Genomic DNA, 23,627 nt, shown 5'->3' on the forward strand with positions numbered 1-23,627 from the left:
CCGGCGTCTTGCCGTTTAATTGTTTCTTTGTTGTTGCCTATAAGTTAACAATTAAACCTGATAGCAGGCGAAGAATATCGCATCACGTGAAGTGAAATACGTGATTTTTGTGATGAATATTAAACAGTGCGATGAAAGTTAGGCGAAATTGCAGCGGTTTTATTTTTCCAAAACAAAAAGCCCCATGCTTTCGCATGGGGCTTGTCGTTTTATTTGATGCCTGGCAGTGTCCTACTCTCGCATGGGGAGACCCCACACTACCATCGGCGCTACGGCGTTTCACTTCTGAGTTCGGCATGGGGTCAGGTGGGACCACCGCGCTATTGCCGCCAGGCAAATTCTGTTTCATTCTTGGCCGTTACTCGCGTAACCACCAGAACCAATCTAAGAACTTCGCTGAAAATTATTCGTCTCTCTAAAACACCTTCGGTGTTGTAAGGTTAAGCCTCACGGATCATTAGTACTGGTTAGCTCAATGCATCGCTGCACTTACACACCCAGCCTATCAACGTCTTAGTCTTAAACGTTCCTTCAGGGACCTTAAAGGCCCAGGGAAGACTCATCTCGAGGCAAGTTTCGCGCTTAGATGCTTTCAGCGCTTATCTTTTCCGCACTTAGCTACCGGGCAGTGCCATTGGCATGACAACCCGAACACCAGCGGTGCGTTCACTCCGGTCCTCTCGTACTAGGAGCAACCCCTCTCAATCTTCCAACGCCCACGGCAGATAGGGACCGAACTGTCTCACGACGTTCTAAACCCAGCTCGCGTACCACTTTAAATGGCGAACAGCCATACCCTTGGGACCTACTTCAGCCCCAGGATGTGATGAGCCGACATCGAGGTGCCAAACACCGCCGTCGATATGAACTCTTGGGCGGTATCAGCCTGTTATCCCCGGAGTACCTTTTATCCGTTGAGCGATGGCCCTTCCATTCAGAACCACCGGATCACTAAGACCTACTTTCGTACCTGCTCGAGCCGTCACTCTCGCAGTCAAGCTAGCTTATGCCTTTGCACTAACCTCACGATGTCCGACCGTGATTAGCTAACCTTCGTGCTCCTCCGTTACTCTTTGGGAGGAGACCGCCCCAGTCAAACTACCCACCAGACACTGTCCTCACCCCAGATTATGGGGCCGAGTTAGAACATCAAACATTAAAGGGTGGTATTTCAAGGTTGGCTCCACGCAGACTGGCGTCCACGCTTCAAAGCCTCCCACCTATCCTACACATCAAGGCTCAATGTTCAGTGTCAAGCTATAGTAAAGGTTCACGGGGTCTTTCCGTCTTGCCGCGGGTACACTGCATCTTCACAGCGAGTTCAATTTCACTGAGTCTCGGGTGGAGACAGCCTGGCCATCATTACGCCATTCGTGCAGGTCGGAACTTACCCGACAAGGAATTTCGCTACCTTAGGACCGTTATAGTTACGGCCGCCGTTTACTGGGGCTTCGATCAAGAGCTTCGCCTTGCGGCTGACCCCATCAATTAACCTTCCAGCACCGGGCAGGCGTCACACCGTATACGTCCACTTTCGTGTTTGCACAGTGCTGTGTTTTTATTAAACAGTTGCAGCCAGCTGGTATCTGCGACTGGCTTCAGCTCCATCCGCAAGGGACTTCACCTACGCGCCAGCGTGCCTTCTCCCGAAGTTACGGCACCATTTTGCCTAGTTCCTTCACCCGAGTTCTCTCAAGCGCCTTGGTATTCTCTACCTGACCACCTGTGTCGGTTTGGGGTACGATTCTGTGTTACCTGATGCTTAGAGGCTTTTCCTGGAAGCTTGGCATCAACTACTTCTGCACCGTAGTGCATCGTCATCACGCCTCAGGGTTGACAGCGTTCCGGATTTACCAGGAACACCCCCCTACACGCTTAAACCGGGACAACCGTCGCCCGGCTAGCCTAGCCTTCTCCGTCCCCCCTTCGCAGCAACACCGAGTACAGGAATATTAACCTGTTTCCCATCGACTACGCTTTTCAGCCTCGCCTTAGGGGTCGACTCACCCTGCCCCGATTAACGTTGGACAGGAACCCTTGGTCTTCCGGCGAGCGGGCTTTTCACCCGCTTTATCGTTACTTATGTCAGCATTCGCACTTCTGATACCTCCAGCAACCCTCACAGGCCACCTTCAACGGCTTACAGAACGCTCCCCTACCCAACAACGCCTAAGCGTCGCTGCCGCAGCTTCGGTGCATGGTTTAGCCCCGTTACATCTTCCGCGCAGGCCGACTCGACCAGTGAGCTATTACGCTTTCTTTAAATGATGGCTGCTTCTAAGCCAACATCCTGGCTGTCTATGCCTTCCCACATCGTTTCCCACTTAACCATGACTTTGGGACCTTAGCTGGCGGTCTGGGTTGTTTCCCTCTTCACGACGGACGTTAGCACCCGCCGTGTGTCTCCCGTGATAACATTCTTCGGTATTCGGAGTTTGCATCGGTTTGGTAAGCCGGGATGGCCCCCTAGCCGAAACAGTGCTCTACCCCCGAAGATGAGTTCACGAGGCGCTACCTAAATAGCTTTCGGGGAGAACCAGCTATCTCCCGGTTTGATTGGCCTTTCACCCCCAGCCACAAGTCATCCGCTAATTTTTCAACATTAGTCGGTTCGGTCCTCCAGTTAGTGTTACCCAACCTTCAACCTGCCCATGGCTAGATCACCGGGTTTCGGGTCTATACCTTGCAACTATTCGCCCAGTTAAGACTCGGTTTCCCTACGGCTCCCCTATACGGTTAACCTTGCTACAAAATATAAGTCGCTGACCCATTATACAAAAGGTACGCAGTCACACCACGAAGGTGCTCCCACTGCTTGTACGTACACGGTTTCAGGTTCTATTTCACTCCCCTCGCCGGGGTTCTTTTCGCCTTTCCCTCACGGTACTGGTTCACTATCGGTCAGTCAGGAGTATTTAGCCTTGGAGGATGGTCCCCCCATATTCAGACAGGATGTCACGTGTCCCGCCCTACTCATCGAACTCACAGTTAATGCATTTTAGTGTACGGGGCTATCACCCTTTACTGCGCGACTTTCCAGACGCTTCCACTAACACAAGAACTGATTCAGGTTCTGGGCTGTTCCCCGTTCGCTCGCCGCTACTGGGGGAATCTCGGTTGATTTCTTTTCCTCGGGGTACTTAGATGTTTCAGTTCCCCCGGTTCGCCTCGTTAAGCTATGTATTCACTTAACGATAGTGCAACGAATTGCACTGGGTTTCCCCATTCGGGTATCGCCGGTTATAACGGTTCATATCACCTTACCGACGCTTTTCGCAGATTAGCACGCCCTTCATCGCCTCTGACTGCCTAGGCATCCACCGTGTACGCTTAGTCACTTAACCTCACAACCCGAAGGCGTCTTTTATAAATAATCGACACTTCGCATTGCAAACATTTGAGAGACTCTATGACAGGTTACTCCTCATCCCAATATTTCTACGGAGGGACAAGTTTCAGCCGTCATGTTTCAATTTTCAGCTTGTTCCAGATTGTTAAAGAGCAAAATACTTCGCAGCATACTGTCGCCAATATACTCTGAAGTATTGAAATACCGGACTATATGGTGGAGCTAAGCGGGATCGAACCGCTGACCTCCTGCGTGCAAGGCAGGCGCTCTCCCAGCTGAGCTATAGCCCCATACAGTCACGTGCAGTACCTTTGATATACAACTTCTTTCTTAGGCAAGGCATGCGGAAGGGAAGTTTACCTGGGTAAACGACCGCGCGCATAACGCAGCATAGGGAAGAAGTGGTAGGCCTGAGTGGACTTGAACCACCGACCTCACCCTTATCAGGGGTGCGCTCTAACCACCTGAGCTACAAGCCTATAAAGGTATTTCTGCTCGTTACTTTTTCATCAGACAATCTGTGTGAGCACTTCACGCGAATCGATATCATTAGGTAAGGAGGTGATCCAACCGCAGGTTCCCCTACGGTTACCTTGTTACGACTTCACCCCAGTCATGAATCACAAAGTGGTAAGCGCCCTCCCGAAGGTTAAGCTACCTACTTCTTTTGCAACCCACTCCCATGGTGTGACGGGCGGTGTGTACAAGGCCCGGGAACGTATTCACCGTAGCATTCTGATCTACGATTACTAGCGATTCCGACTTCATGGAGTCGAGTTGCAGACTCCAATCCGGACTACGACGTACTTTATGAGGTCCGCTTGCTCTCGCGAGTTCGCTTCTCTTTGTATACGCCATTGTAGCACGTGTGTAGCCCTACTCGTAAGGGCCATGATGACTTGACGTCATCCCCACCTTCCTCCGGTTTATCACCGGCAGTCTCCTTTGAGTTCCCGACCGAATCGCTGGCAACAAAGGATAAGGGTTGCGCTCGTTGCGGGACTTAACCCAACATTTCACAACACGAGCTGACGACAGCCATGCAGCACCTGTCTCAGAGTTCCCGAAGGCACCAATCCATCTCTGGAAAGTTCTCTGGATGTCAAGAGTAGGTAAGGTTCTTCGCGTTGCATCGAATTAAACCACATGCTCCACCGCTTGTGCGGGCCCCCGTCAATTCATTTGAGTTTTAACCTTGCGGCCGTACTCCCCAGGCGGTCGATTTAACGCGTTAGCTCCGGAAGCCACGCCTCAAGGGCACAACCTCCAAATCGACATCGTTTACAGCGTGGACTACCAGGGTATCTAATCCTGTTTGCTCCCCACGCTTTCGCACCTGAGCGTCAGTCTTCGTCCAGGGGGCCGCCTTCGCCACCGGTATTCCTCCAGATCTCTACGCATTTCACCGCTACACCTGGAATTCTACCCCCCTCTACGAGACTCTAGCTTGCCAGTTTCAAATGCAGTTCCCACGTTAAGCGCGGGGATTTCACATCTGACTTAACAAACCGCCTGCGTGCGCTTTACGCCCAGTAATTCCGATTAACGCTTGCACCCTCCGTATTACCGCGGCTGCTGGCACGGAGTTAGCCGGTGCTTCTTCTGCGAGTAACGTCAATGCGCTGCCGTATTAAGACATCGCCCTTCCTCCTCGCTGAAAGTGCTTTACAACCCGAAGGCCTTCTTCACACACGCGGCATGGCTGCATCAGGCTTGCGCCCATTGTGCAATATTCCCCACTGCTGCCTCCCGTAGGAGTCTGGACCGTGTCTCAGTTCCAGTGTGGCTGGTCATCCTCTCAGACCAGCTAGGGATCGTCGCCTAGGTGAGCCATTACCCCACCTACTAGCTAATCCCATCTGGGCACATCTGATGGCGTGAGGCCCGAAGGTCCCCCACTTTGGTCCGTAGACGTTATGCGGTATTAGCTACCGTTTCCAGTAGTTATCCCCCTCCATCAGGCAGTTTCCCAGACATTACTCACCCGTCCGCCGCTCGTCACCCAGAGAGCAAGCTCTCCTGTGCTACCGCTCGACTTGCATGTGTTAGGCCTGCCGCCAGCGTTCAATCTGAGCCATGATCAAACTCTTCAATTAAAAGCTTGATTTGCTTCAACTCGTGAAGCGATGCTCAAAGGTTACTGCATGAATTTTACTTCAGTTAGTCACTCTTCAAGACTTGATATTTTTTCGCATCCGAAGATGCTGGATATCGTCTTGTGGAGTGCCCACACAGATTGTCTGATAAATTGTTAAAGAGCAGTGAGTTAGCCGCTTTCGCTTGTTAACTCGAGGTGGCGTATATTACGCTTTCCTCTTTCAGAGTCAACCCTAATTTTCAGGATTTTTTCTCTGCGACCCCCGGATACTCTGTGAAGTTGTTCACATGTTCCGTGTCGATGGAGGCGCATTATAGGGAGCCGGTTCAGAATGACAAGGGTTAATATGCATTTTTTATCTGACCGCTCACTATTCATTCGTAACGCCTATTAAACCCGCTTTTTGATGGCTTCCGGCAGGTCTGCCAGGCTGTTTAACACCCAATCGGCCAGTTTCTCGCCTTGTTCCGTCACCGGCTTGCCGGTGCGCACCAGCACCTTAGTGCCGACGCCGGCCGCGATCGCCGCCTGCATATCTTCCGGTTTGTCACCTACCATATAGGAAGCGGCCATATCGATGTTCAATTCCTGCTGCGCCTGCAGCAGCATGCCCGGCTGCGGTTTACGGCAGTCGCACACCTGGCGGTACTCTTCCTGGCTCGCCTCCGGGTGATGCGGGCAGAAATAGATGCCGTCGAGGTCGACGTCGCGATCGGCCAGCGACCAGTCCATCCATTCGGTCAGATACATAAACTGGTCTTCGCTGAACATGCCGCGTGCAATGCCGGACTGGTTGGTCACCAGGACCAGCGCAAAGCCCATTTTTTTGAGTTCGCGACAGGCGTCAATCACGCCATCGATAAATTGGAAGTCGTCGATTTCATGGACATAGCCATGGTCCACGTTAATCGTGCCGTCACGATCGAGAAAAATTGCTGGAACGCTTTGTGTCACCGGTTTGCTCCTGAGGGCCTGAATACGCCGACAGTATCGCATGTTTTACCGGGTACTGAGAACGCCGTAGAGCGGTGTTGATCGTTGACTTAGACGTCTAGACGCCTTAACATCTGAGCATACCTTGGTTCCACGCCAAGGTTTACTTTTATCTAGCCACGGGCAACCACGCTAAAATAAGAAGAATATGATTAAACTTTCTAACATCACCAAAGTGTTCCAGCAGGGTTCGCGCACCATTACCGCGCTCTCTGACGTGACTCTTCACGTCCCTGCCGGGCAAATCTACGGCGTTATCGGCTCTTCCGGCGCCGGTAAGAGCACGCTGATCCGCTGCGCCAACATGCTTGAGCGACCGACTTCCGGCCAGGTGCTGGTCGACGGGCAGGATCTGACCTCTCTGTCGGAAAGCGAACTGACGCGCGCACGCCGCCAGATTGGCATGATTTTCCAGCACTTTAACCTGCTGTCTTCCCGCACGGTATTCGGCAACGTCGCGCTGCCGCTCGAGCTGGACAACGCTTCGCGCGCCGATATCAAGAAGCGCGTCACCGAACTGCTCGAACTGGTGGGGCTGGCGGACAAACACGACGCCTACCCGGCCAACCTGTCCGGCGGCCAGAAGCAGCGCGTGGCGATCGCCCGTGCGCTGGCCAGCAATCCGAAGGTGCTGCTGTGCGATGAAGCCACCAGCGCGCTGGATCCGGCCACCACCCGCTCCATCCTCGAACTGCTGAAAGACATTAACCGCCGTCTGGGCCTGACCATTCTGCTGATCACCCATGAAATGGACGTGGTGAAACGCATCTGCGACCAGGTCGCGGTGATAAGCCAGGGGCAGCTGATTGAAAAAGACAGCGTCAGCGAAGTGTTCTCGCACCCGAAAACCCCGCTGGCTCAACAGTTCATTCAGTCCACCCTGCATCTGGATATCCCGGAAGACTATGCCAAGCGCCTGGCGCCGGAACGCCAGGGCGATCGTCAACCGCTGCTGCGCCTGGAGTTCACCGGCCAGTCGGTCGATGCGCCGCTGCTGTCCGAAGCCGCCCGCCGCTTCAACGTCAACAACAACATTATCAGCGCCCAGATGGATTATGCCGGCGGCGTGAAATTCGGCGTGATGCTGGCGGAGCTGCACGGCAGCGACGAAGACGCGCTGGCGACGATTAAATTCCTGCAGGAAAATCAGGTAAAAGTAGAGGTTCTGGGTTATGTCTGAGGCAATGATGTGGTTAATGGCGCGTGGCGTGTGGGAAACCGTCATGATGACCTTTGTCTCCGGCTTCTTCGGTTTCGTGCTCGGCCTGCCGGTTGGCGTGCTGCTGTACGTAACTCGCCCGGGGCAGATCATCGCCAACAATACGCTGTACAAAATCCTGTCCGGGCTGGTGAACATTTTCCGTTCCATCCCGTTCATTATCCTGCTGGTATGGATGATTCCGTTTACCCGCATGATCGTCGGCACCTCGATCGGCCTGCAGGCGGCGATCGTGCCGCTGACCGTCGGCGCTGCGCCCTTCATCGCCCGCATGGTGGAAAACGCCCTGCTGGAGATCCCGTCGGGCCTGGTGGAAGCCGCGCGCGCCATGGGCGCCACGCCGATGCAGATCATCAAGAAGGTGCTGTTGCCCGAAGCCCTGCCGGGCCTGGTCAACGCCGCCACCATTACCCTGATTACCCTGGTCGGCTATTCGGCCATGGGCGGCGCGGTGGGCGCCGGCGGTCTGGGGCAGATCGGCTATCAGTACGGTTATATCGGTTATAACGCCACAGTAATGAATACCGTATTAGTATTACTGGTAGTGCTGGTCTATTTGATTCAGTTCTGCGGCGATCGCATCGTCAAGGCCGTCACCCATAAATAGTTTTCACAGCAACTGCGCTGCTATCTGTTCATAGATTTCAGAGCCTGGCCAACAAGGCTGCGGTTTGAAAGATATAGGGTAAAGCGTATTTATAATGCGAGTCTAATGAGGAAGGGATATGTCGTTAAAATTTAAATCCATCGCGGCAATCGGCGCACTGATCGGCACTCTGGCTCTGGCAGGCTGCGGTCAGGATGAAAAAGATCCGAACCATATCAAAGTCGGCGTTATCGTCGGCGCCGAACAGCAGGTCGCTGAGGTGGCGCAGAAAGTAGCGAAAGAAAAATACGGTCTGAACGTCGAGTTGGTGACCTTCAACGACTACGTGCTGCCTAACGAAGCGCTGAGCAAAGGCGATATCGACCTGAACGCCTTCCAGCACAAGCCGTACCTGGATCAGCAAATCAAGGATCGCGGCTACAAGCTGGTGCCGGTCGGCAGCACCTTTGTTTACCCGATCGCCGGTTATTCCAAGAAAATCAAATCGCTGGACGAACTGAAAGAAGGCTCCCAGATCGCCCTGCCCAACGATCCGACCAACCTGGGCCGCTCGCTGCTGCTGCTGCAGAAAGTGGGCCTGATCAAACTGAAAGACGGTGTCGGCCTGCTGCCAACCGTGCTGGACGTGACCGAGAACCCGAAAAACCTGAAGCTGGTAGAGCTGGAAGCGCCGCAGCTGCCGCGTTCCCTGGACGATCAGCAAATCGCCCTGGCGGTGATCAACACCACCTACGCCAGCCAGATTGGCCTGACGCCGGCGAAAGACGGTCTGTTTGTTGAAGACAAAGACTCGCCTTACGTCAACCTGCTGGTTGCCCGCGAAGACAACAAGGATGCGGAAAACGTGAAGAAATTCGTTCAGGCCTACCAGTCTGACGAAGTGAACGAAGCGGCCAACAAAATCTTTAACGGCGGCGCGGTTAAAGGCTGGTAAGCGCTTAAGCGCCAAATTTGTTCCTATAATTGCAAGACGGGCTACGGCCCGTCTTGTTATTTCCACCATAGATTGCTTCAATAGCGCCACTTTCATTAAGGCAGAGGAATCTCAATGCGTGTTTTACCTCTCTGTTTGTTAGCGCTCGCGCTGGCCGGATGCTCATCGCAACGTATCGCGCCATCCTCAACAAACAGCACCAGCAAACCGGCGGCAACCGCACCGGCCAAGACCACGCCAGCGGCGCGTCCGGCTCCGGTAAAACTGTACAAAAGTGCAGAAGAACTCGTGGGCAAGCCTTTCCGCGATCTGGGCGAAGTCTCCGGCGAATCTTGCCAGACCACCGTGCAGGACTCGCCGCCAAATCTGAATACCGCCCGCAAACGCATGCAGATCCGCGCCTCTTACATGAAGGCCAACGCGGTGTTGCTGCACGATTGCCAGATTGTCAGCGGCGTCGCCGGCTGCTATCAGCAGGCCGTATGTCAGGGCTCGGCGCTTAACGTCTCGTCCAAATGACCGAATTTGTCTTCAATCAGATCGGTACTATCCGTTCACCGTATAAAGAAAAATTCGCCGTTCCCCGCCAACCGGGGTTAGTCGAAGACGGTGGCGGAGAGCTGGTGCTGCTGCCGCCTTATAATCAGGCGGAAGCGGTGCGCGGACTCAGCGATTTCAGCCATCTGTGGGTGATGTTTATTTTTCATCAAACCCTGGATGGCGGCTGGCGGCCGACGGTGCGCCCGCCGCGCCTGGGCGGCAATGCCCGGATGGGCGTGTTCGCCACCCGCTCGACCTTCCGCCCCAACCCGCTCGGCATGTCGCTGATCGCGCTGAAAGGCGTGCGCGCCCGGGGCGGTGAAGTGGTACTCGAGCTGGGCAGTCTCGATCTGGTCGACGGCACGCCGGTGGTGGACATCAAGCCTTATCTGCCGTTTGCCGAGAGCCAGCCGCAGGCCCGCGCCGGGTTTGCCCAGGCCGCTCCCGTCGGCGATATGCCGGTGCATTTCACGCCGCAGGCCGAGCGCCAGCTGCAGCGGCACCAGGCGCAATATCCGCAGCTGCGGCGTTTTATCAGCCAGGTGCTGGCGCAGGACCCTCGCCCCGCCTATCGTAAAGGGGAGGAGGCCGAACGGGAGTACGCCGTCTGGCTGCTGGATTTCAACGTGCGCTGGCGAGTGGTGGATCGGCAAACCGAAGTGTTGTCACTCGACCTGCGTTAAAATTCCGCCGTCTCTCTTTTGACGACCCGCTCGCGCTGGTAAACTAAACCACTTTTGTCGCTTTTGGCCGCCACTCTGGCAGCCCGATGCAATTTGCAGTTCTAACGGAACCAAAACACCATGCGTACTAGCCAATATCTGCTCTCCACCCTGAAGGAGACACCTGCCGATGCCGAAGTGATCAGCCACCAGCTGATGCTGCGCGCCGGGATGATCCGCAAGCTGGCCTCCGGTCTTTACACCTGGTTGCCGACCGGCCTGCGCGTTCTGAAAAAGGTTGAAAACATCGTTCGCGAAGAAATGAACAATGCTAACGCGATCGAAGTTTCCATGCCGGTGGTTCAGCCTGCCGACCTGTGGCAGGAAAGCGGCCGTTGGGAGCAGTATGGCCCCGAGCTGCTGCGCTTTGTCGATCGCGGCGACCGTCCGTTCGTGCTGGGCCCGACGCATGAAGAAGTGATCACCGATCTGATCCGCAACGAAATCAGCTCGTACAAGCAGCTGCCGCTGAACTTCTTCCAGATCCAGACCAAGTTCCGCGACGAAGTGCGCCCGCGTTTCGGCGTAATGCGCTCCCGCGAATTCCTGATGAAGGATGCCTACTCCTTCCATACCACGCAGGAATCGCTGCAGGCCACCTACGACGCGATGTACGAAGCCTACAGCAAAATCTTCAGCCGCATGGGTCTGGATTTCCGTCCGGTGCAGGCCGATACCGGTTCGATCGGCGGCAGCGCCTCGCATGAATTCCAGGTACTGGCCGACAGCGGTGAAGACGACATCGTATTCTCCACCGGCTCCGACTTCGCCGCCAACATCGAGCTGGCCGAAGCGGTGGCGCCCGCTCAGCCGCGTGCGGCCGCCAGTGAAGCGCTGCGCATCGTCGACACGCCAAACGCCAAAACCATCGCCGAGCTGGTCGAGCAATTCCAGCTGCCGGTGGAAAAAACCGTCAAGACGCTGCTGGTGCGCGCCGCCGAAGAGAGCGGCCACCCGCTGGTCGCCCTGCTGGTGCGCGGCGATCACGAACTGAACGAAGTCAAAGCCGAGAAGCTGCCACAGGTTGCCGCACCGCTGACCTTCGCCACCGAAGAAGAAATCCGCGCCATCGTCGGCGCCGGCCCGGGCTCGCTGGGCCCGGTCAACCTGCAGGTGCCGGTGGTTATCGACCGCAGCGTGGCGGCGATGAGCGATTTCGGCGCCGGCGCCAACGTCGACGGCAAACACTACTTCGGCATCAACTGGGAGCGCGATCTGCCGCTGCCGCAGGTGGCCGATATCCGTAACGTAGTGGAAGGCGACGCCAGCCCGGACGGCCAGGGCACGCTGCTGATCAAACGCGGTATCGAAGTGGGCCATATCTTCCAGCTCGGCACCAAGTACTCGGAAGCGCTGAAAGCCACGGTTCAGGGTGAAGACGGCCGCAACCAGCTGCTGACCATGGGTTGCTACGGCATCGGGGTGACCCGCGTGGTGGCTGCCGCCATCGAGCAGAACCACGACGACCGCGGCATCATCTGGCCAGACGCGATCGCGCCTTTCCAGGTCGCTATCCTGCCGATGAACATGCACAAGTCCTTCCGCGTGCAGGCGCTGGCCGAAGAGCTGTACAACACCCTGCGTTCCCACGGCATCGACGTGATCCTCGACGACCGAAAAGAACGTCCGGGCGTGATGTTCGCCGATATGGAACTGATTGGCGTGCCGCACTCTATCGTCATCGGCGATCGCAACCTCGACAGCGAAGAGATCGAGTATAAAAACCGCCGCATCGGCGAGAAGCAAATGATCAAAACCGGTGAAATCGTTGATTTCCTGCTGGGGCAGATCAAGCGCTGATCGTCAGGCAATAAAAAACCCGCCTCGGCGGGTTTTTTTATGTCTGTTATTTGCTGTCGCAGTTTTTGCTGCGGTCGAAGACAATCTTGCCGTCCGGCACCAGCGCCTTCTCGATCTGCCCCTCTTCCATCGAAGGCTGCACGCTGAAGTGCGCGTTGAAGGTCAGGAACACCGGCTCGCCCGGCGTTTTATACGCTTTGGCGTAACCCTGCTCCAGCGCGATGTTGTTGTCTATCTGGAAGGTCTTGCCGGTGGCGCAGTCTTTGAACACCGCCGCATCCGCCATATAGGTATAGCTGCCCTTCAGCTGCATCGGCGTTTTAGGCAACGGCTTCTCGACCGGATCCAAACGGTAGTTCAGCGTCGATTCGATAGGCGCCCCGCTTTGATCCAGCATCTCCAGGCTTTTGCCCGCCGGGCGGAAGTAACGCTTTTCGCCCTTGCTGTCGGTCAGCACCAGCTTGTCCGCGGTGCGCGCCCATTTGCCGTAATCGGCAAAGGCCTGGTCGCCGTCTCTGCTGCCGCGGTAGGTTTCCTGCAGCACGAAGGTGCCGTCTTCATCCAGGAACAGCGCGGTGTCGATGCCTTCGCAATCGGCGCAGGGCAACAGGCCCTGATAGCTTTGCTGCATCGGCTGCAGCGGTTGTTCCTTCGGCTGATAATGATTGTTGCATCCCAACAACGAGAGCGCCCCTGCCGCCAAAAACAGGGCTATCGTAATTTTCTTCACAGTTATTCTCCTACTGTGTTCATGTATTTCCTAAGTGCGGATCTTGCCGCGCAGCGCCTTGGTGGCGCCTTTACGTACCTTGCCTTCCAACCGGCGTAATTTGGCCCCTTTGCTGGGCTTGGTCGCCTTGCGCGCTTTTTCCACCACCATCGCCTGTTGAATCAGCGCCGCCAGCCTGGCCAACGCCGCTTCACGGTTTAATTCCTGGCTGCGATATTCCTGCGCTTTGATAATCACCACGCCGTCAGCGGTAATTAAATGGTGATTAAAGGCCAGCAGCCTTTCTTTATAATACTCTGGCAGGCTGGAGGCCCGGATGTCAAAGCGCAAATGGATCGCCGTTGAGGTTTTGTTCACGTGCTGCCCGCCCGCGCCCTGCGCGCGGATGGCGGTCAATTCCAGTTCATTGTCCGGTATGGCTACGTTTCTTGACAGTTCCAGCACCGGTCACACCTGCGCCTGTTGCCACTCGGCAAACTGGATTTCCAGACTATTCTGAGCATCGGACAGCCAAATAGTTCCCTCCTGCAGCGTGGCTTGCAGCTGCATATTGCGGCTGGCCAGCGCCGCGAGCCGCCCCAGCTGTTCATCATCGAGAAAACGCACGCTGAGATTCTTGTAGCCGGCTACCTTGCTTTGCATGCCCTGCCACCAGACGTGCCCGGCGCGCTCGCCATAGGCGTACAGCACCACGCGCGGCGACTGGTTGCAGGCCTTTTTGATGCGTTTCTCATCCGGCAGCCCCATTTCGATCCACATTTCCAGCCCGTTGTGATCGTTGCGCCGCCAGATCTCCGGCTCGTCTTCGGCGCTCAGGCCCTTGGTGAACACCAGCCGTTCGTCGGCGTGGCAGATCCAGGCCAGCAGGCGCAGCATCATGCGCTGTTCGGTTTCGGAAGGATGCTGTGCCAGCGTCAGGGTGGCGTCGTGGTAGAAGTGACGATCCATATCAGCGATATTGACCGCGGCTTTATAAATGGTTGCTTTCAACGCCATGGGTGACCTCATAATTATCAGGCCACATTGTACTTGATTTGGCCGGTCCGCAGCCAGCGCGGCCGGGCAAAGCGCGGTGCGAAAGGCGCGCTGAGGTGCTAATAACTCCACAACAGCTGTGCTATAGTCGTCTAGGATAGGGTAAAACTCCGAGAGCCTGCGCCTCATCGCTATATCGGTCTTCGATGACGCAGAGGTTCTCAAGGGAGGAAACTGTGCAACAATACTGTGAGTTAGTACGCCGTTTTTACGCCGAGATTGGCAGTGGAGATCTCGGCTACGTGCCTGATGCGCTAGCATGTGTGTTAAAGGCATTGGACGCTGTCGCTGCGGATAACGCGCTACCGTCCTCCGTTAGGGAACAGGCGGCCTTTGCCGCCGCTAACTTATTGGTGAGCGACTATGTTGATGAATGATGAGTATCAACCCATCAATTGCGATGACTACGACAACCTGGAACTCGCCTGTCAGCATAAACTTATTCTGAAGCTGGAGTTACGCGACGGAGAAGTGATCGAAGCCAAGGCCATCGATCTGCTGCAAAAAAAGCGCGTTGAGTATCTGACCATCGAGCAGAACGGTAATCAGCGCGATCTGCGCCTGGACCACATCGGCAGTTTTAGTCATCCGGAAATCGGTACCGTCGTCGTCAGCCTTTCCGACTGATAACCGCGGTAGCCCCATCCCAACAGGGCAGCCAACGGCTGCCCTCGTCATTTAGGGCTTCAGGCCGGCGTAATAGGCCGCCAGATCGGCAATATCCGCGTCCGACAGCCCGGACACATAGGCTTTCATCACCTCGGCCTGGCCGCCGTTGCGCTCCCCTTTCTTATAGGCCTGCAGCGCGTGCTGCAGATACAGGGCGTTCTGGCCGGCCAAATTGGGGTACATCGGCACCTTGACCTTGCCTTCCGCGCCATGGCAGGCCATGCAGCCGGCGGACTTCTCCTTGCCGGCGGCCGCGTCGCCCGCCGCCATCGCGGGCAGGCTGAACAGACCGGCGGCCAACAGCATCACACGGACAAACCTCATCATTGCTCCTCTCGATTATTATTTTTATCCCAGCGCAGCCGCCACGGCTGCGCGTCCGGCGGCACCAGGCCGGCTTCGCAAACGAACGCGCCCAGCGCGGCGATCAGCTGCTCGTCATAGTAGATCAACGGAATGCGGTCACGCAGCCAGGGGGCAATGCCCAGTTCCTGCCACAGCTTTTTGATCGGGCGCGAATGAGCGCGGCCGACGATGCGCACCGCGCCCCGAGCGCCGAAACGCACGCTGACCCGCTGCGACGCCAGCGGCGCACGCAGTTGCACCTCGCCTTCACCGCTGATTAAACGGCCCAGCCCGTCCGGCAGCGTCAAAGGCGCGTCGCCGCGCCAGTCCAGGCGGATATCGCGCAGCGCCGCCAGCGGCGGCAGCAAATACAGCCGGCCGCGGAAACGCCGGATCTGATACTGCCCCGGCTGCAGCTGCGGCTCGGCGTCCGCCCGGCTGAGCGCCACCTCCTCCCACAGGCGCTGCAGCTGCTCGCGCGAAGGCATGCTGACGTTAAACCGCGCTATCCAGCGGCGCAGCAGGGCGAAGCGCCGCGCCGGCGAACAGCTCAGCAGACCGTCGATCGCCAGCGAGCCATCATCCGCCAGCAGGGAGCGCAGCTGTTCCGCCAGCAGCTCGTCCAGCAGCTGCTCCTGTTCGGCGCACAGGCTGGCGCTGCGGGCCACCGCGGAAGCAAAGTGCGGCCAGCGCCGATTGAGCAGCGGCAGCACCTGCAGCCGCAAAAAGTTGCGATCGAAACGCGGGTCCCGATTGCTGTCGTCGTCTATCCAGGATAATCGGTGCTGCTGCGCATAGGCTTCCAGCTGCCGGCGCGAACAGCCCAGCAACGGCCGCAACAGCGCATGGTCACCCAGCGCGCCGCGCACCGCCATCGACGACAAACCGGCCGGGCCGCTGCCGCGTTTGAGCGCCAGCAGAAAGGTTTCGCTTTGGTCGTCGAGGTGCTGAGCGGTAATCAGGGCTTCGTCGGCCTGCAGCATGGCGCCGAAAGCCGCGTAACGCGCCGCGCGCGCCGCCGCTTCGATGCCGCCTTCGCGGGCATCCACCCGCACCCGCTGCACCTTCAGCGCCACGCCCCAGGCGGCGCATTGCCGCTCGCAGTGTTCGGCCCAGTCGTCGGCAAAGGCGCTCAGGCCGTGATGCACGTGCAGCGCCCGCAGCTGCAGCGCCGGGCGCTGCTGCGCCAGCAGGTGCAACAGCACGCTGGAATCCAGACCGCCGCTGAACGCCACCAGCAGCTTTCGGCAATCGCCCAGTTGGTCCGCGACCTGAGTCGCTAATTGATTGGTATCCATTGATAGGCTTTGTCACTTCCACATTGCTGCACGTTAACCCTTTATAGCTCATACAATTCCAGCGGCAGCCCATCGGGATCGCTGAAGAAGGTGAAACGGGACTGGGTGTAGGGATCGACGCGCACCGGCTCGCACGCCACCCCGGCCGCCTGCAAATGGGCGATGGCTTGCTCGATGTCGTCGACGCTGAACGCCAGGTGGCGCAGGCCGCAGGCCTCCGGCCGGCTGACCCGAGCCGGCGGCGAAGGGAAGGAGAACAGCTCGATGCTGTATTGGCCGTTGAGCGCCAGATCCGCCTTCCACGAATCGCGCTCTGCGCGATAAAACTCGTCCAGCAGGGTAAAACCGAGAATATCGCAGTAGAAATGCTTACTGGCCGCGTAATCCGAGCCGATGATAGCGATATGATGCACCTGACGTAATGCCAGCATAATGAGTCCCCACGTTTTATCTGATGAGGCACGGTAGCTGGCGACGCGGGCGAGGTCAACGGCAAAAACGGCCGCGAACAGGCGAGCGCCAACCGGGCTATTCCCGCGGGTCTTTCAGCACCTTCACCAGATAGCGGCCATCCTCGGTCAACCGGGCGCCGTGAATGTCGGTTTCGAACCCCGGATAACGCTCGCCGATCGCGCACAGCATCAGCAGGAAATCGAGCACCGCCCTGCTCTCCTCGGTGATCATTTCTCCCGGCATCACCAGCGGCACGCCCGGCGGATACGGCAGGATCATGTTGGCCGCCACCTTGCCCACCAACTGGTCCAGCTCGCAGGTTTCCACGTTGCCGCGCACCTGCTGTTGGAACATCTGGTGCGGCGTCAGCTTCATCTCCGGCAACACGTCGAACGCCCGCTGCATCAGGCGCGGAAGATCGTGTCGGCAAATCAGCCGATGGATGCCGGCCGCCAGATCCTGAATGCGCATATTGCGGTAAAAATCGGGATCCTCGGCGTACAGATCCGGCAGCATGTTCTTCACCCGCAGGTTGAGATCGTAGGCGCGTTTGAAATCGGTCAGGCCGCGCAGCAGGCTCATCGCCTTGGTTTTATCGATGCCGATGCTGAACAGGAACAGCAGGTTGTAGGGGCCGGTTTTCTCCACCACGATGCCGCGTTCGTCGAGGTATTTCGCCACCAGCGCCGCCGGAATGCCGCTCTCCTCCAGCGCGCCCAACGGGTTCATGCCGGGCGTCAGGATCGTCACCTTGATCGGATCGAGATACATATGATCGCTGTCGGTTTGGCCGAAGCCGTGCCAGTTGTCATCAGGATCCAACGGCCAGCACTGCGCCTGATCGATCTCTTCCGGCTGCCAGATGTCGAAGAACCAGCTGTCGCTCTCTGCGCGCAGCCGCCGCACCTCGCGGCGAAAATGCAGCGCGCGCTCCACCGAACGGTTGATCAACCGCCGCCCCGGATTGCCGCGCAGCATGGCGGCGGCGGTTTCCATCGACGCCACGATGCCGTAATTCGGCGAGGTGGTAGTGTGCATCATATAGGCTTCGTTAAAGGTGCTTTCATCGTAATCCCCTTTGATGTGGATCATCGAGGCCTGCGAGAAAGCCGCCAGCAGCTTGTGGGTCGACTGGGTTTCGTAGAAAACCTTGCCGGGTACGCGATCGCCGCTCATGCCGCTCTTGCCGTCGTAGATCGGGTGGAAATGGGTATAGGGCACCCAGGCGGAATCGAAATGGATCGACGGCACATCCAGCGTCTGCTTGATGTAATCGGTGTTGTACAGCAGGCCGTCGTAGGTGGAGTTGGTGATCACCGCATGCACCGGCCAGCTGGCGTTGGCGGTGGCGGCCACCCGGGCGGCGATGCTGGCTGAGCCGAACTCGCGCTGCGGGATGCCGCCGAGGATGCCGTAGGCGTTGCGCAGCGGGCGCAGATAGACGGGCACGATATCGCTCATCATCAACAGGTGACACAGCGACTTGTGGCAGTTACGGTCAATCAGCACCGTGCTGCCGGCCGGCGCCGAGTACATGCCGACAATCTTGTTGGCGGTGGAGGTGCCGTTGGTCACCAGATAACTCTGCTCGGCGTTGAAGGTGCGGGCGATGTACTCTTCCGCCTCCAGATGCGGCCCGGTATGATCCAGCAACGATCCCAGTTCGGTTACCGAGATCGACACGTCGGCCTTCAGGGTGTTGGCGCCGAAAAAGTCGTAGAACAGACAGCCCACCGGGCTTTTCTGAAAGGCGGTGCCGGCCATGTGGCCCGGGGTGCAGAAGGTGTATTTGCCTTCGCGCACGTAGTTGAACAGCGCCTTGGTCAGCGGCGGCGTGATGGTATCTATGTATTCTGCGGTGTATTGCTGGATGCGCTGCGCGATATCGGCCGCCGCATTCAGGCCGTACTCGAAGAAATACAGCACCATGCGCATTTCATGCAGGCTGACGTCGAAGGTGGAATGGGTATTGATAAAGGCGTACAGCGGCAGATATTCGTTCAGCTCGTTGATTTCGCTGCACAGCTCCAGGCTGTAGTCGTCCCAGTCGAAAATCACCCCGCAGATGCGCGCATTGGCCTCGATCAGCTTCAGCAGGTCGCCGCTGTCCTTTGGATAGACCAGTTGAAACCCCATTGCGGCCAGCGCGGCGTGGAGCTCGCGGATGGGCTCATCTTTGTAATAAACGCCGGTCGGGCTCATGATCGCGATGATGTTCATCGGCTGCTCCAGTCAGTTAACCGCCAAACCGCTATGACAACATGAAAATACTGCGGTGTGTAGCCAAAAAAAAACCGCCCGAAGGCGGTTTCATGCAGCGCGTGGCGGAACTCAGCAGTAGCCGTAGTTCATCAGGCGCTGATAGCGGCGGTTGAGCAACTCTTCGTTGTTCAGGCCGTCGAGATCTTTCAGGTCGGCCAACAGCTGCGCTTTCAGTGAAGCGGCCATCGCCGGCACGTCGCGGTGGGCGGAACCCAACGGCTCCGGGATCACCGAGTCGATCAGCTTCAGCTCTTTCAGACGCGGCGCGGTGATGCCCATCGCTTCCGCCGCCAGCGGCGCCTTGTCGGCGCTTTTCCACAGGATCGATGCGCAGCCTTCCGGTGAAATCACCGAGTAGGTGCTGTACTGCAGCATGTTCACCTTGTCGCCCACGCCGATCGCCAGCGCGCCGCCGGAGCCGCCCTCGCCGATGACGGTGCAGATGACCGGCACGTTCAGACGCGACATCTCGCGCAGGTTGCGCGCGATGGCTTCAGACTGGCCGCGTTCTTCCGCGCCCACGCCCGGATAAGCGCCCGGGGTGTCGATGAAGGTGATGATCGGCAGCTTGAAGCGGGAGGCCAGTTCCATCAGGCGCAGCGCCTTGCGGTAGCCTTCCGGCGCCGGCATGCCGAAGTTGCGGCGGATTTTCTCTTTGGTCTCGCGGCCTTTCTGATGACCAATGATCATCACCGGGCGACCATCCAGGCGCGCAATGCCGCCGACAATCGCTTTGTCGTCGGCGTAGGCGCGATCGCCGGCCAACTCTTCGAAGTCGGTAAAGATGTGTTTGATATAATCCAGGGTATAAGGACGGCGCGGGTGGCGTGCCAGTTGGGCAATCTGCCAGGCCCCAAGATCGGCAAAAATCTTGCGCGTCAGCTCAACGCTCTTTTCACGCAGGCGCTGAACCTCTTCGTCCAGATTAATATCTAATTTTTCGTCTTGACGGCTGACTGCGGTCAGCGAGTCAATTTTCGCTTCCAGCTCTGCAATCGGCTGTTCAAAATCAAGAAAATTCAGACTCATAACATTCCTATTTTAGTCAAATTCCAGTTCCACCTGCTCATTGCCTACCAACGTCCGCAAGTCTATCAACAAGCGGTCGGTGGGCGTTACGCGCCAGGTTGCGCCAAAACGCAGCTTGGCCCGCGCATCTTCCCGTTGATAGTAGAGATGCACTGGAATCGTCCCCGATCGATGGGGTTCCAACGACTGGCGGAGACGGTTCAAAAGCTGGTCATCAATTTGCCTGTCCGTCAGCGAGATAGCAAGCCCGCGAGCGTATTTTTCACGGGCTTCACTGATGTCCATTACCTCGCGGGCCATCATTTTAAGCCCGCCGCTAAAGTCATCAAAGCTGACCTGTCCACTGGCGATCAGGATACGGTCTTTTTCCAACAAATGCTGGTATTTTTCTAGCGCCTCGGTGAATAACATCACCTCCAGACGGCCCGAACGGTCGTCCAGCGTACAAATGCCGATGCGGTTGCCGCGCTTGGTCACCATCACCCGCGCGGCGACCACCAGCCCGACGGCGGTAGTCATCTTGCCCCGGTCCGTCGGGTGCATGTCTTTCAAACGCTGGCCACCGGCATAGCGTTCGATTTCCTTCAGGTACTGGGTGATCGGGTGGCCGGTGAGGTACAGCCCCAGCGTCTCCCGCTCGCCGTCCAGCACCACCTGCTCCTGCCACAGCGGCACGTTGGCGTAGGATTGCTCCACCTGCTCCGGCGCTTCCGCCAGCACGCCAAACATATCCACCTGGCCGATAGCTTCGGCTTTGGCATGCTGATCGGCCGCCTTCAGCGCGTCGCCCAATGAGTTCATCAGCGCGGCGCGGTGCGGCCCCAGGCGGTCGAACGCCCCGGACATGATCAGCTTTTCCAGAATGCGGCGGTTCAGTTTCTTGATGTCGGAACGCGCGCACAGGTCGAACAGGTCTTTGAAATAGCCCTGTTCGCCGCTGTTGCGCGCTTCGATGATGGCTTCGATCGGCCCCTCGCCCACGCCCTTGATGGCGCCGATGCCGTAGACGATTTCACCTTCGTCGTTGACGTGGAAGTGATACTGCCCGCTGTTGATGTCCGGCGGCAGGATTTTCAGCCCCATGCGCCAGCATTCGTCCACCAGCCCCACCACCTTGTCGGTGTTGTCCATATCGGCGGTCATTACCGCCGCCATAAACTCGGCCGGGTAGTGCGCCTTCAGCCACAGCGTCTGGTACGACACCAGCGCATAGGCGGCGGAGTGCGATTTGTTGAAGCCGTAACCGGCGAATTTCTCCACCAGGTCGAAGATTTTTACCGACAGCTCGCCGTCGATGCCGCGCGATTTCGCGCCGTCTTCAAAGCCGCCGCGCTGCTTGGCCATCTCGACCGGGTTCTTCTTGCCCATGGCGCGGCGCAGCATGTCCGCGCCGCCCAGCGTATAGCCGGCCAGCACCTGGGCTATCTGCATCACCTGTTCCTGATACAGGATGATGCCGTAGGTCGGTTCCAGCACCGGCTTGAGCGATTCGTGCTGCCATTGGATATCCGGGTAGGAAATCTCTTCGCGCCCGTGCTTGCGGTCGATGAAGTTATCCACCATGCCGGACTGTAGCGGGCCGGGGCGGAACAGCGCCACCAGTGCGATCATGTCTTCGAAGCAGTCGGGCTTCAGACGTTTGATCAGGTCTTTCATGCCGCGCGATTCAAGCTGGAACACCGCGGTGGTTTCCGAGCGTTGCAGCATGTCGAAACTTTTCTTGTCATCGAGCGGGATGGCGGCGATGTCGATCGGCGGTTCGCCGCTCTTGGCGCGACGGGCGTTGATCATCTCCAGCGCCCAGTCGATGATGGTCAGGGTGCGCAAACCGAGGAAGTCGAACTTCACCAGCCCGGCGTATTCCACGTCGTTCTTGTCGAACTGGGTGACCGGATGATGCCCTTCGGCGTCGCAGTACAGCGGCGCAAAGTCGGTTATCTTGGTCGGTGCGATCACCACGCCCCCGGCGTGTTTGCCGGCGTTGCGCGTCACCCCTTCCAGCTTGCGCGCCATGTCGATCAGCGCCTTGACCTCTTCGTCGGCCTCGTAAATTTCCGGCAGCTGCGGTTCGGCGGCAAAGGCCTTTTCCAGCGTCATGCCCGGATCGGGCGGCACCAGCTTGGAGATGCGATCGACGAAGCCGTAAGGGTGGCCCAGCACGCGGCCCACGTCGCGGATAACCGCTTTCGCCGCCATGGTGCCGAAGGTGATGATCTGCGAAACCGCTTCCCGGCCGTACATCTCCGCTACGTGCTCGATCACCAGATCGCGCTTCTCCATGCAAAAGTCGACGTCGAAATCGGGCATGGATACGCGTTCCGGGTTCAGGAAGCGTTCGAACAGCAGGTCAAACTCCAGCGGATCCAGGTCGGTGATTTTCAGCGCGTAGGCCACCAGCGAACCGGCGCCGGAGCCGCGGCCCGGGCCGACCGGCACGTTGTTGTCCTTCGACCACTGGATGAACTCCATCACGATCAGGAAGTAGCCGGGGAACCCCATCTGGTTGATCACCTTCAGCTCAATGTCCAGACGCTCGTCGTATTCCGGGCGGCGCTGGGCGCGCACTTCAGGATCGGGGAACAGGAACTCGAGGCGCTCCTCCAGCCCTTCCTTCGACTTGAGCACCAGGAAATCTTCGGTGGTCATATCGCCGGTCGGGAATTGCGGCAGGAAGTATTCACCCAGGCGGATGGTCACGTTGCAGCGTTTGGCGATTTCGACGCTGTTGAGCAGCGCTTCGGGAATGTCGGCGAACAGTTCGCACATTTCGTCTTCGCTGCGCATATATTGCTGCGGACTGTAGTTGCGCGGGCGCTTGGGATCGTCCAGCGTGAAGCCATCGTGGATGGCGACGCGGATCTCATGGGCGTCGAAGTCGTCTTCCACCAGAAAACGCACGTCGTTGGTGGCCACCACCGGTAAACCGCGCTCGGTGGCCAGCGCCACGGCGGCGTGCAGGTAGTTTTCCTCGTCCGGGCGACCGGTGCGGATCAGTTCCAGATAGTAACTGTCGGGGAAATACTGCCGGTAGAAATCCAGGCACTGCTCAACCTGCGGCTGGTTGCCGCGCAGCAGGAACTTGCCGACGTCGCCGTGGCGCGCGCCGGACAGCAGCAGCAACCCTTCGCGGTGTTCTATCAGCCAGTCGCGATCGATGATCGGCCCGGCGGCGCCGTAGCCGCGCTGGTAGGCGCGGGAAATCAGCAGCGTCAGGTTCTGGTAGCCTTCGTTGTTGGTGGCCAACACCGTAAGCTGCGCCAGCTCGTCGCCCAGCACGTCGCTTTGCACATGGAAGTCCGCGCCGATGATCGGTTTGATCCCGGCGCCGTGCGCGCTGCCGTAGAACTTGACCAGGCCGCACAGGTTGGTGAAGTCGGTAATGGCCAAAGCGGGCATGCCTAAGGCAGCGGCTCTTTTCACCAAGGGTCCGATCTTGGCCAATCCATCAATCATGGAGTAGTCACTGTGGACGCGCAGGTGAATAAAACGAGGTTCGGCCATATCCAGATACCTGAATGAAGGGGCTCGGCGCACCGAACCCAGG

At 57.8% G+C, this 23,627-nt stretch carries 18 protein-coding genes, 2 tRNA genes and 3 rRNA genes; 8 read left to right on the forward strand and 15 right to left on the reverse strand.

Annotation, left to right across the window (positions count from 1 at the left end; all coding sequences use genetic code 11):
* Nucleotides 1-218 precede the first annotated feature (218 nt).
* The 6 genes from rrf to gmhB all read right to left on the reverse strand — a co-directional run bounded on the left by rrf (nucleotide 219) and on the right by gmhB (nucleotide 6,401).
* Nucleotides 219-334, reverse strand: a 5S ribosomal RNA gene (gene rrf / locus CKW09_RS19330).
* 102 nt (nucleotides 335-436) lie between these two features.
* A 23S ribosomal RNA gene (locus CKW09_RS19335) occupies nucleotides 437-3,344 on the reverse strand.
* Nucleotides 3,345-3,563: 219 nt separating this feature from the next.
* A tRNA-Ala gene (locus tag CKW09_RS19340) sits at nucleotides 3,564-3,639 on the reverse strand.
* 112 nt (nucleotides 3,640-3,751) lie between these two features.
* Nucleotides 3,752-3,828, reverse strand: a tRNA-Ile gene (locus tag CKW09_RS19345).
* Between the two features lie 75 nt (nucleotides 3,829-3,903).
* A 16S ribosomal RNA gene (locus CKW09_RS19350) occupies nucleotides 3,904-5,445 on the reverse strand.
* Together the 16S, 23S and 5S rRNA genes with 2 tRNA genes alongside form the textbook arrangement of a ribosomal RNA operon.
* A gap of 392 nt (nucleotides 5,446-5,837) precedes the next feature.
* Nucleotides 5,838-6,401, reverse strand: coding sequence for a D-glycero-beta-D-manno-heptose 1,7-bisphosphate 7-phosphatase (gene gmhB / locus CKW09_RS19355; RefSeq protein ID WP_061796690.1), 564 nt, complete (start codon nucleotides 6,399-6,401; stop codon nucleotides 5,838-5,840).
* 187 nt (nucleotides 6,402-6,588) lie between these two features.
* On the opposite strand from gmhB, the gene metN reads away from it, so the two are divergent.
* The 6 genes from metN to proS all read left to right on the forward strand — a co-directional run bounded on the left by metN (nucleotide 6,589) and on the right by proS (nucleotide 12,262).
* Nucleotides 6,589-7,620 (forward strand): methionine ABC transporter ATP-binding protein MetN, encoded by a 1,032-nt coding sequence (metN, locus tag CKW09_RS19360; RefSeq protein ID WP_061796691.1) that lies wholly within the window; start codon nucleotides 6,589-6,591, stop codon nucleotides 7,618-7,620.
* The gene (locus CKW09_RS19365) at nucleotides 7,613-8,266 is read left to right on the forward strand and encodes a methionine ABC transporter permease MetI (RefSeq protein ID WP_049198242.1); all 654 of its coding nucleotides are present in this window, start codon (nucleotides 7,613-7,615) and stop codon (nucleotides 8,264-8,266) included. Before metN ends, CKW09_RS19365 begins: the two co-directional genes overlap by 8 nt.
* A gap of 118 nt (nucleotides 8,267-8,384) precedes the next feature.
* Nucleotides 8,385-9,200, forward strand: coding sequence for a MetQ/NlpA family lipoprotein (locus CKW09_RS19370; RefSeq protein WP_095098956.1), 816 nt, complete (start codon nucleotides 8,385-8,387; stop codon nucleotides 9,198-9,200).
* 114 nt (nucleotides 9,201-9,314) lie between these two features.
* Nucleotides 9,315-9,719 (forward strand): Rcs stress response system protein RcsF, encoded by a 405-nt coding sequence (gene rcsF / locus CKW09_RS19375; protein ID WP_061796693.1) that lies wholly within the window; start codon nucleotides 9,315-9,317, stop codon nucleotides 9,717-9,719.
* Nucleotides 9,716-10,423 carry a tRNA (N6-threonylcarbamoyladenosine(37)-N6)-methyltransferase TrmO gene (tsaA, locus tag CKW09_RS19380; RefSeq protein ID WP_095098959.1) on the forward strand — a complete coding sequence of 236 codons (708 nt, stop codon included), beginning with the start codon at nucleotides 9,716-9,718 and terminating at the stop codon, nucleotides 10,421-10,423. Before rcsF ends, tsaA begins: the two co-directional genes overlap by 4 nt.
* Nucleotides 10,424-10,543: 120 nt before the next feature.
* A complete protein-coding gene (gene proS, locus CKW09_RS19385; protein WP_095098962.1) occupies nucleotides 10,544-12,262 on the forward strand; it encodes a proline--tRNA ligase in 1,719 nt (572 codons plus the stop codon).
* 46 nt (nucleotides 12,263-12,308) lie between these two features.
* Here proS and nlpE read toward each other — a convergent pair whose 3' ends face one another.
* From nlpE to CKW09_RS19400, 3 genes are read right to left on the reverse strand one after another with little or no spacing between them, the layout of a single operon-like run.
* Nucleotides 12,309-12,992: an envelope stress response activation lipoprotein NlpE gene (gene nlpE, locus CKW09_RS19390; RefSeq protein WP_061796697.1), complete on the reverse strand. Its 684-nt coding sequence runs from the start codon at nucleotides 12,990-12,992 to the stop codon at nucleotides 12,309-12,311.
* 30 nt (nucleotides 12,993-13,022) lie between these two features.
* Nucleotides 13,023-13,436 carry an alternative ribosome rescue aminoacyl-tRNA hydrolase ArfB gene (gene arfB / locus CKW09_RS19395; protein WP_061796698.1) on the reverse strand — a complete coding sequence of 138 codons (414 nt, stop codon included), beginning with the start codon at nucleotides 13,434-13,436 and terminating at the stop codon, nucleotides 13,023-13,025.
* Nucleotides 13,437-13,439: 3 nt separating this feature from the next.
* Nucleotides 13,440-13,988, reverse strand: a complete 549-nt coding sequence (locus tag CKW09_RS19400; protein WP_061796699.1) for a YaeQ family protein — start codon at nucleotides 13,986-13,988, stop codon at nucleotides 13,440-13,442.
* 215 nt (nucleotides 13,989-14,203) lie between these two features.
* On the opposite strand from CKW09_RS19400, the gene CKW09_RS19405 reads away from it, so the two are divergent.
* A complete protein-coding gene (locus CKW09_RS19405) occupies nucleotides 14,204-14,404 on the forward strand; it encodes a YaeP family protein (RefSeq protein WP_073970287.1) in 201 nt (66 codons plus the stop codon).
* Entirely contained in the window at nucleotides 14,391-14,654 is a 264-nt protein-coding gene (gene rof, locus CKW09_RS19410; RefSeq protein WP_061796701.1) for a Rho-binding antiterminator, read from the forward strand. The genes CKW09_RS19405 and rof overlap by 14 nt, the downstream gene beginning before the upstream one ends.
* Nucleotides 14,655-14,705: 51 nt before the next feature.
* Here rof and CKW09_RS19415 read toward each other — a convergent pair whose 3' ends face one another.
* The 6 genes from CKW09_RS19415 to dnaE all read right to left on the reverse strand — a co-directional run bounded on the left by CKW09_RS19415 (nucleotide 14,706) and on the right by dnaE (nucleotide 23,584).
* Nucleotides 14,706-15,020: a c-type cytochrome gene (locus CKW09_RS19415; RefSeq protein WP_095098965.1), complete on the reverse strand. Its 315-nt coding sequence runs from the start codon at nucleotides 15,018-15,020 to the stop codon at nucleotides 14,706-14,708.
* Nucleotides 15,020-16,339, reverse strand: coding sequence for a tRNA lysidine(34) synthetase TilS (gene tilS / locus CKW09_RS19420; protein WP_095098969.1), 1,320 nt, complete (start codon nucleotides 16,337-16,339; stop codon nucleotides 15,020-15,022). Before tilS ends, CKW09_RS19415 begins: the two co-directional genes overlap by 1 nt.
* 41 nt (nucleotides 16,340-16,380) lie before the next feature.
* A complete protein-coding gene (locus tag CKW09_RS19425) occupies nucleotides 16,381-16,770 on the reverse strand; it encodes a VOC family protein (RefSeq protein ID WP_061796705.1) in 390 nt (129 codons plus the stop codon).
* Between the two features lie 97 nt (nucleotides 16,771-16,867).
* Entirely contained in the window at nucleotides 16,868-19,012 is a 2,145-nt protein-coding gene (locus CKW09_RS19430; RefSeq protein ID WP_061796707.1) for a lysine decarboxylase LdcC, read from the reverse strand.
* Nucleotides 19,013-19,123: 111 nt separating this feature from the next.
* Nucleotides 19,124-20,083: an acetyl-CoA carboxylase carboxyl transferase subunit alpha gene (accA, locus tag CKW09_RS19435; RefSeq protein WP_061796709.1), complete on the reverse strand. Its 960-nt coding sequence runs from the start codon at nucleotides 20,081-20,083 to the stop codon at nucleotides 19,124-19,126.
* Nucleotides 20,084-20,095: 12 nt separating this feature from the next.
* On the reverse strand, nucleotides 20,096-23,584 hold the full coding sequence (gene dnaE, locus CKW09_RS19440) for a DNA polymerase III subunit alpha (protein ID WP_095098973.1): 3,489 nt from the start codon (nucleotides 23,582-23,584) through the stop codon (nucleotides 20,096-20,098).
* Between the last annotated feature and the right edge of the window lie 43 nt (nucleotides 23,585-23,627).

This window comes from Serratia ficaria, from assembly GCF_900187015.1.
GTDB classification, from domain to species: domain Bacteria; phylum Pseudomonadota; class Gammaproteobacteria; order Enterobacterales; family Enterobacteriaceae; genus Serratia; species Serratia ficaria.

Excerpts from the sequence above, each read along its gene's own strand:
- metN (WP_061796691.1), top strand. The coding sequence starts at position 6,589 with ATGATTAAACTTTCTAACATCACCAAAGTGTTCCAGCAGGGTTCGCGC.
- CKW09_RS19365 (WP_049198242.1), top strand. The coding sequence starts at position 7,613 with ATGTCTGAGGCAATGATGTGGTTAATGGCGCGTGGCGTGTGGGAAACC.
- CKW09_RS19370 (WP_095098956.1), top strand. The coding sequence starts at position 8,385 with ATGTCGTTAAAATTTAAATCCATCGCGGCAATCGGCGCACTGATCGGC.
- rcsF (WP_061796693.1), top strand. The coding sequence starts at position 9,315 with ATGCGTGTTTTACCTCTCTGTTTGTTAGCGCTCGCGCTGGCCGGATGC.
- tsaA (WP_095098959.1), top strand. The coding sequence starts at position 9,716 with ATGACCGAATTTGTCTTCAATCAGATCGGTACTATCCGTTCACCGTAT.
- proS (WP_095098962.1), top strand. The coding sequence starts at position 10,544 with ATGCGTACTAGCCAATATCTGCTCTCCACCCTGAAGGAGACACCTGCC.
- CKW09_RS19400 (WP_061796699.1), bottom strand. The coding sequence starts at position 13,988 with ATGGCGTTGAAAGCAACCATTTATAAAGCCGCGGTCAATATCGCTGAT.
- rof (WP_061796701.1), top strand. The coding sequence starts at position 14,391 with ATGTTGATGAATGATGAGTATCAACCCATCAATTGCGATGACTACGAC.
- CKW09_RS19415 (WP_095098965.1), bottom strand. The coding sequence starts at position 15,020 with ATGAGGTTTGTCCGTGTGATGCTGTTGGCCGCCGGTCTGTTCAGCCTG.
- tilS (WP_095098969.1), bottom strand. The coding sequence starts at position 16,339 with ATGGATACCAATCAATTAGCGACTCAGGTCGCGGACCAACTGGGCGAT.
- CKW09_RS19425 (WP_061796705.1), bottom strand. The coding sequence starts at position 16,770 with ATGCTGGCATTACGTCAGGTGCATCATATCGCTATCATCGGCTCGGAT.
- CKW09_RS19430 (WP_061796707.1), bottom strand. The coding sequence starts at position 19,012 with ATGAACATCATCGCGATCATGAGCCCGACCGGCGTTTATTACAAAGAT.
- accA (WP_061796709.1), bottom strand. The coding sequence starts at position 20,083 with ATGAGTCTGAATTTTCTTGATTTTGAACAGCCGATTGCAGAGCTGGAA.
- dnaE (WP_095098973.1), bottom strand. The coding sequence starts at position 23,584 with ATGGCCGAACCTCGTTTTATTCACCTGCGCGTCCACAGTGACTACTCC.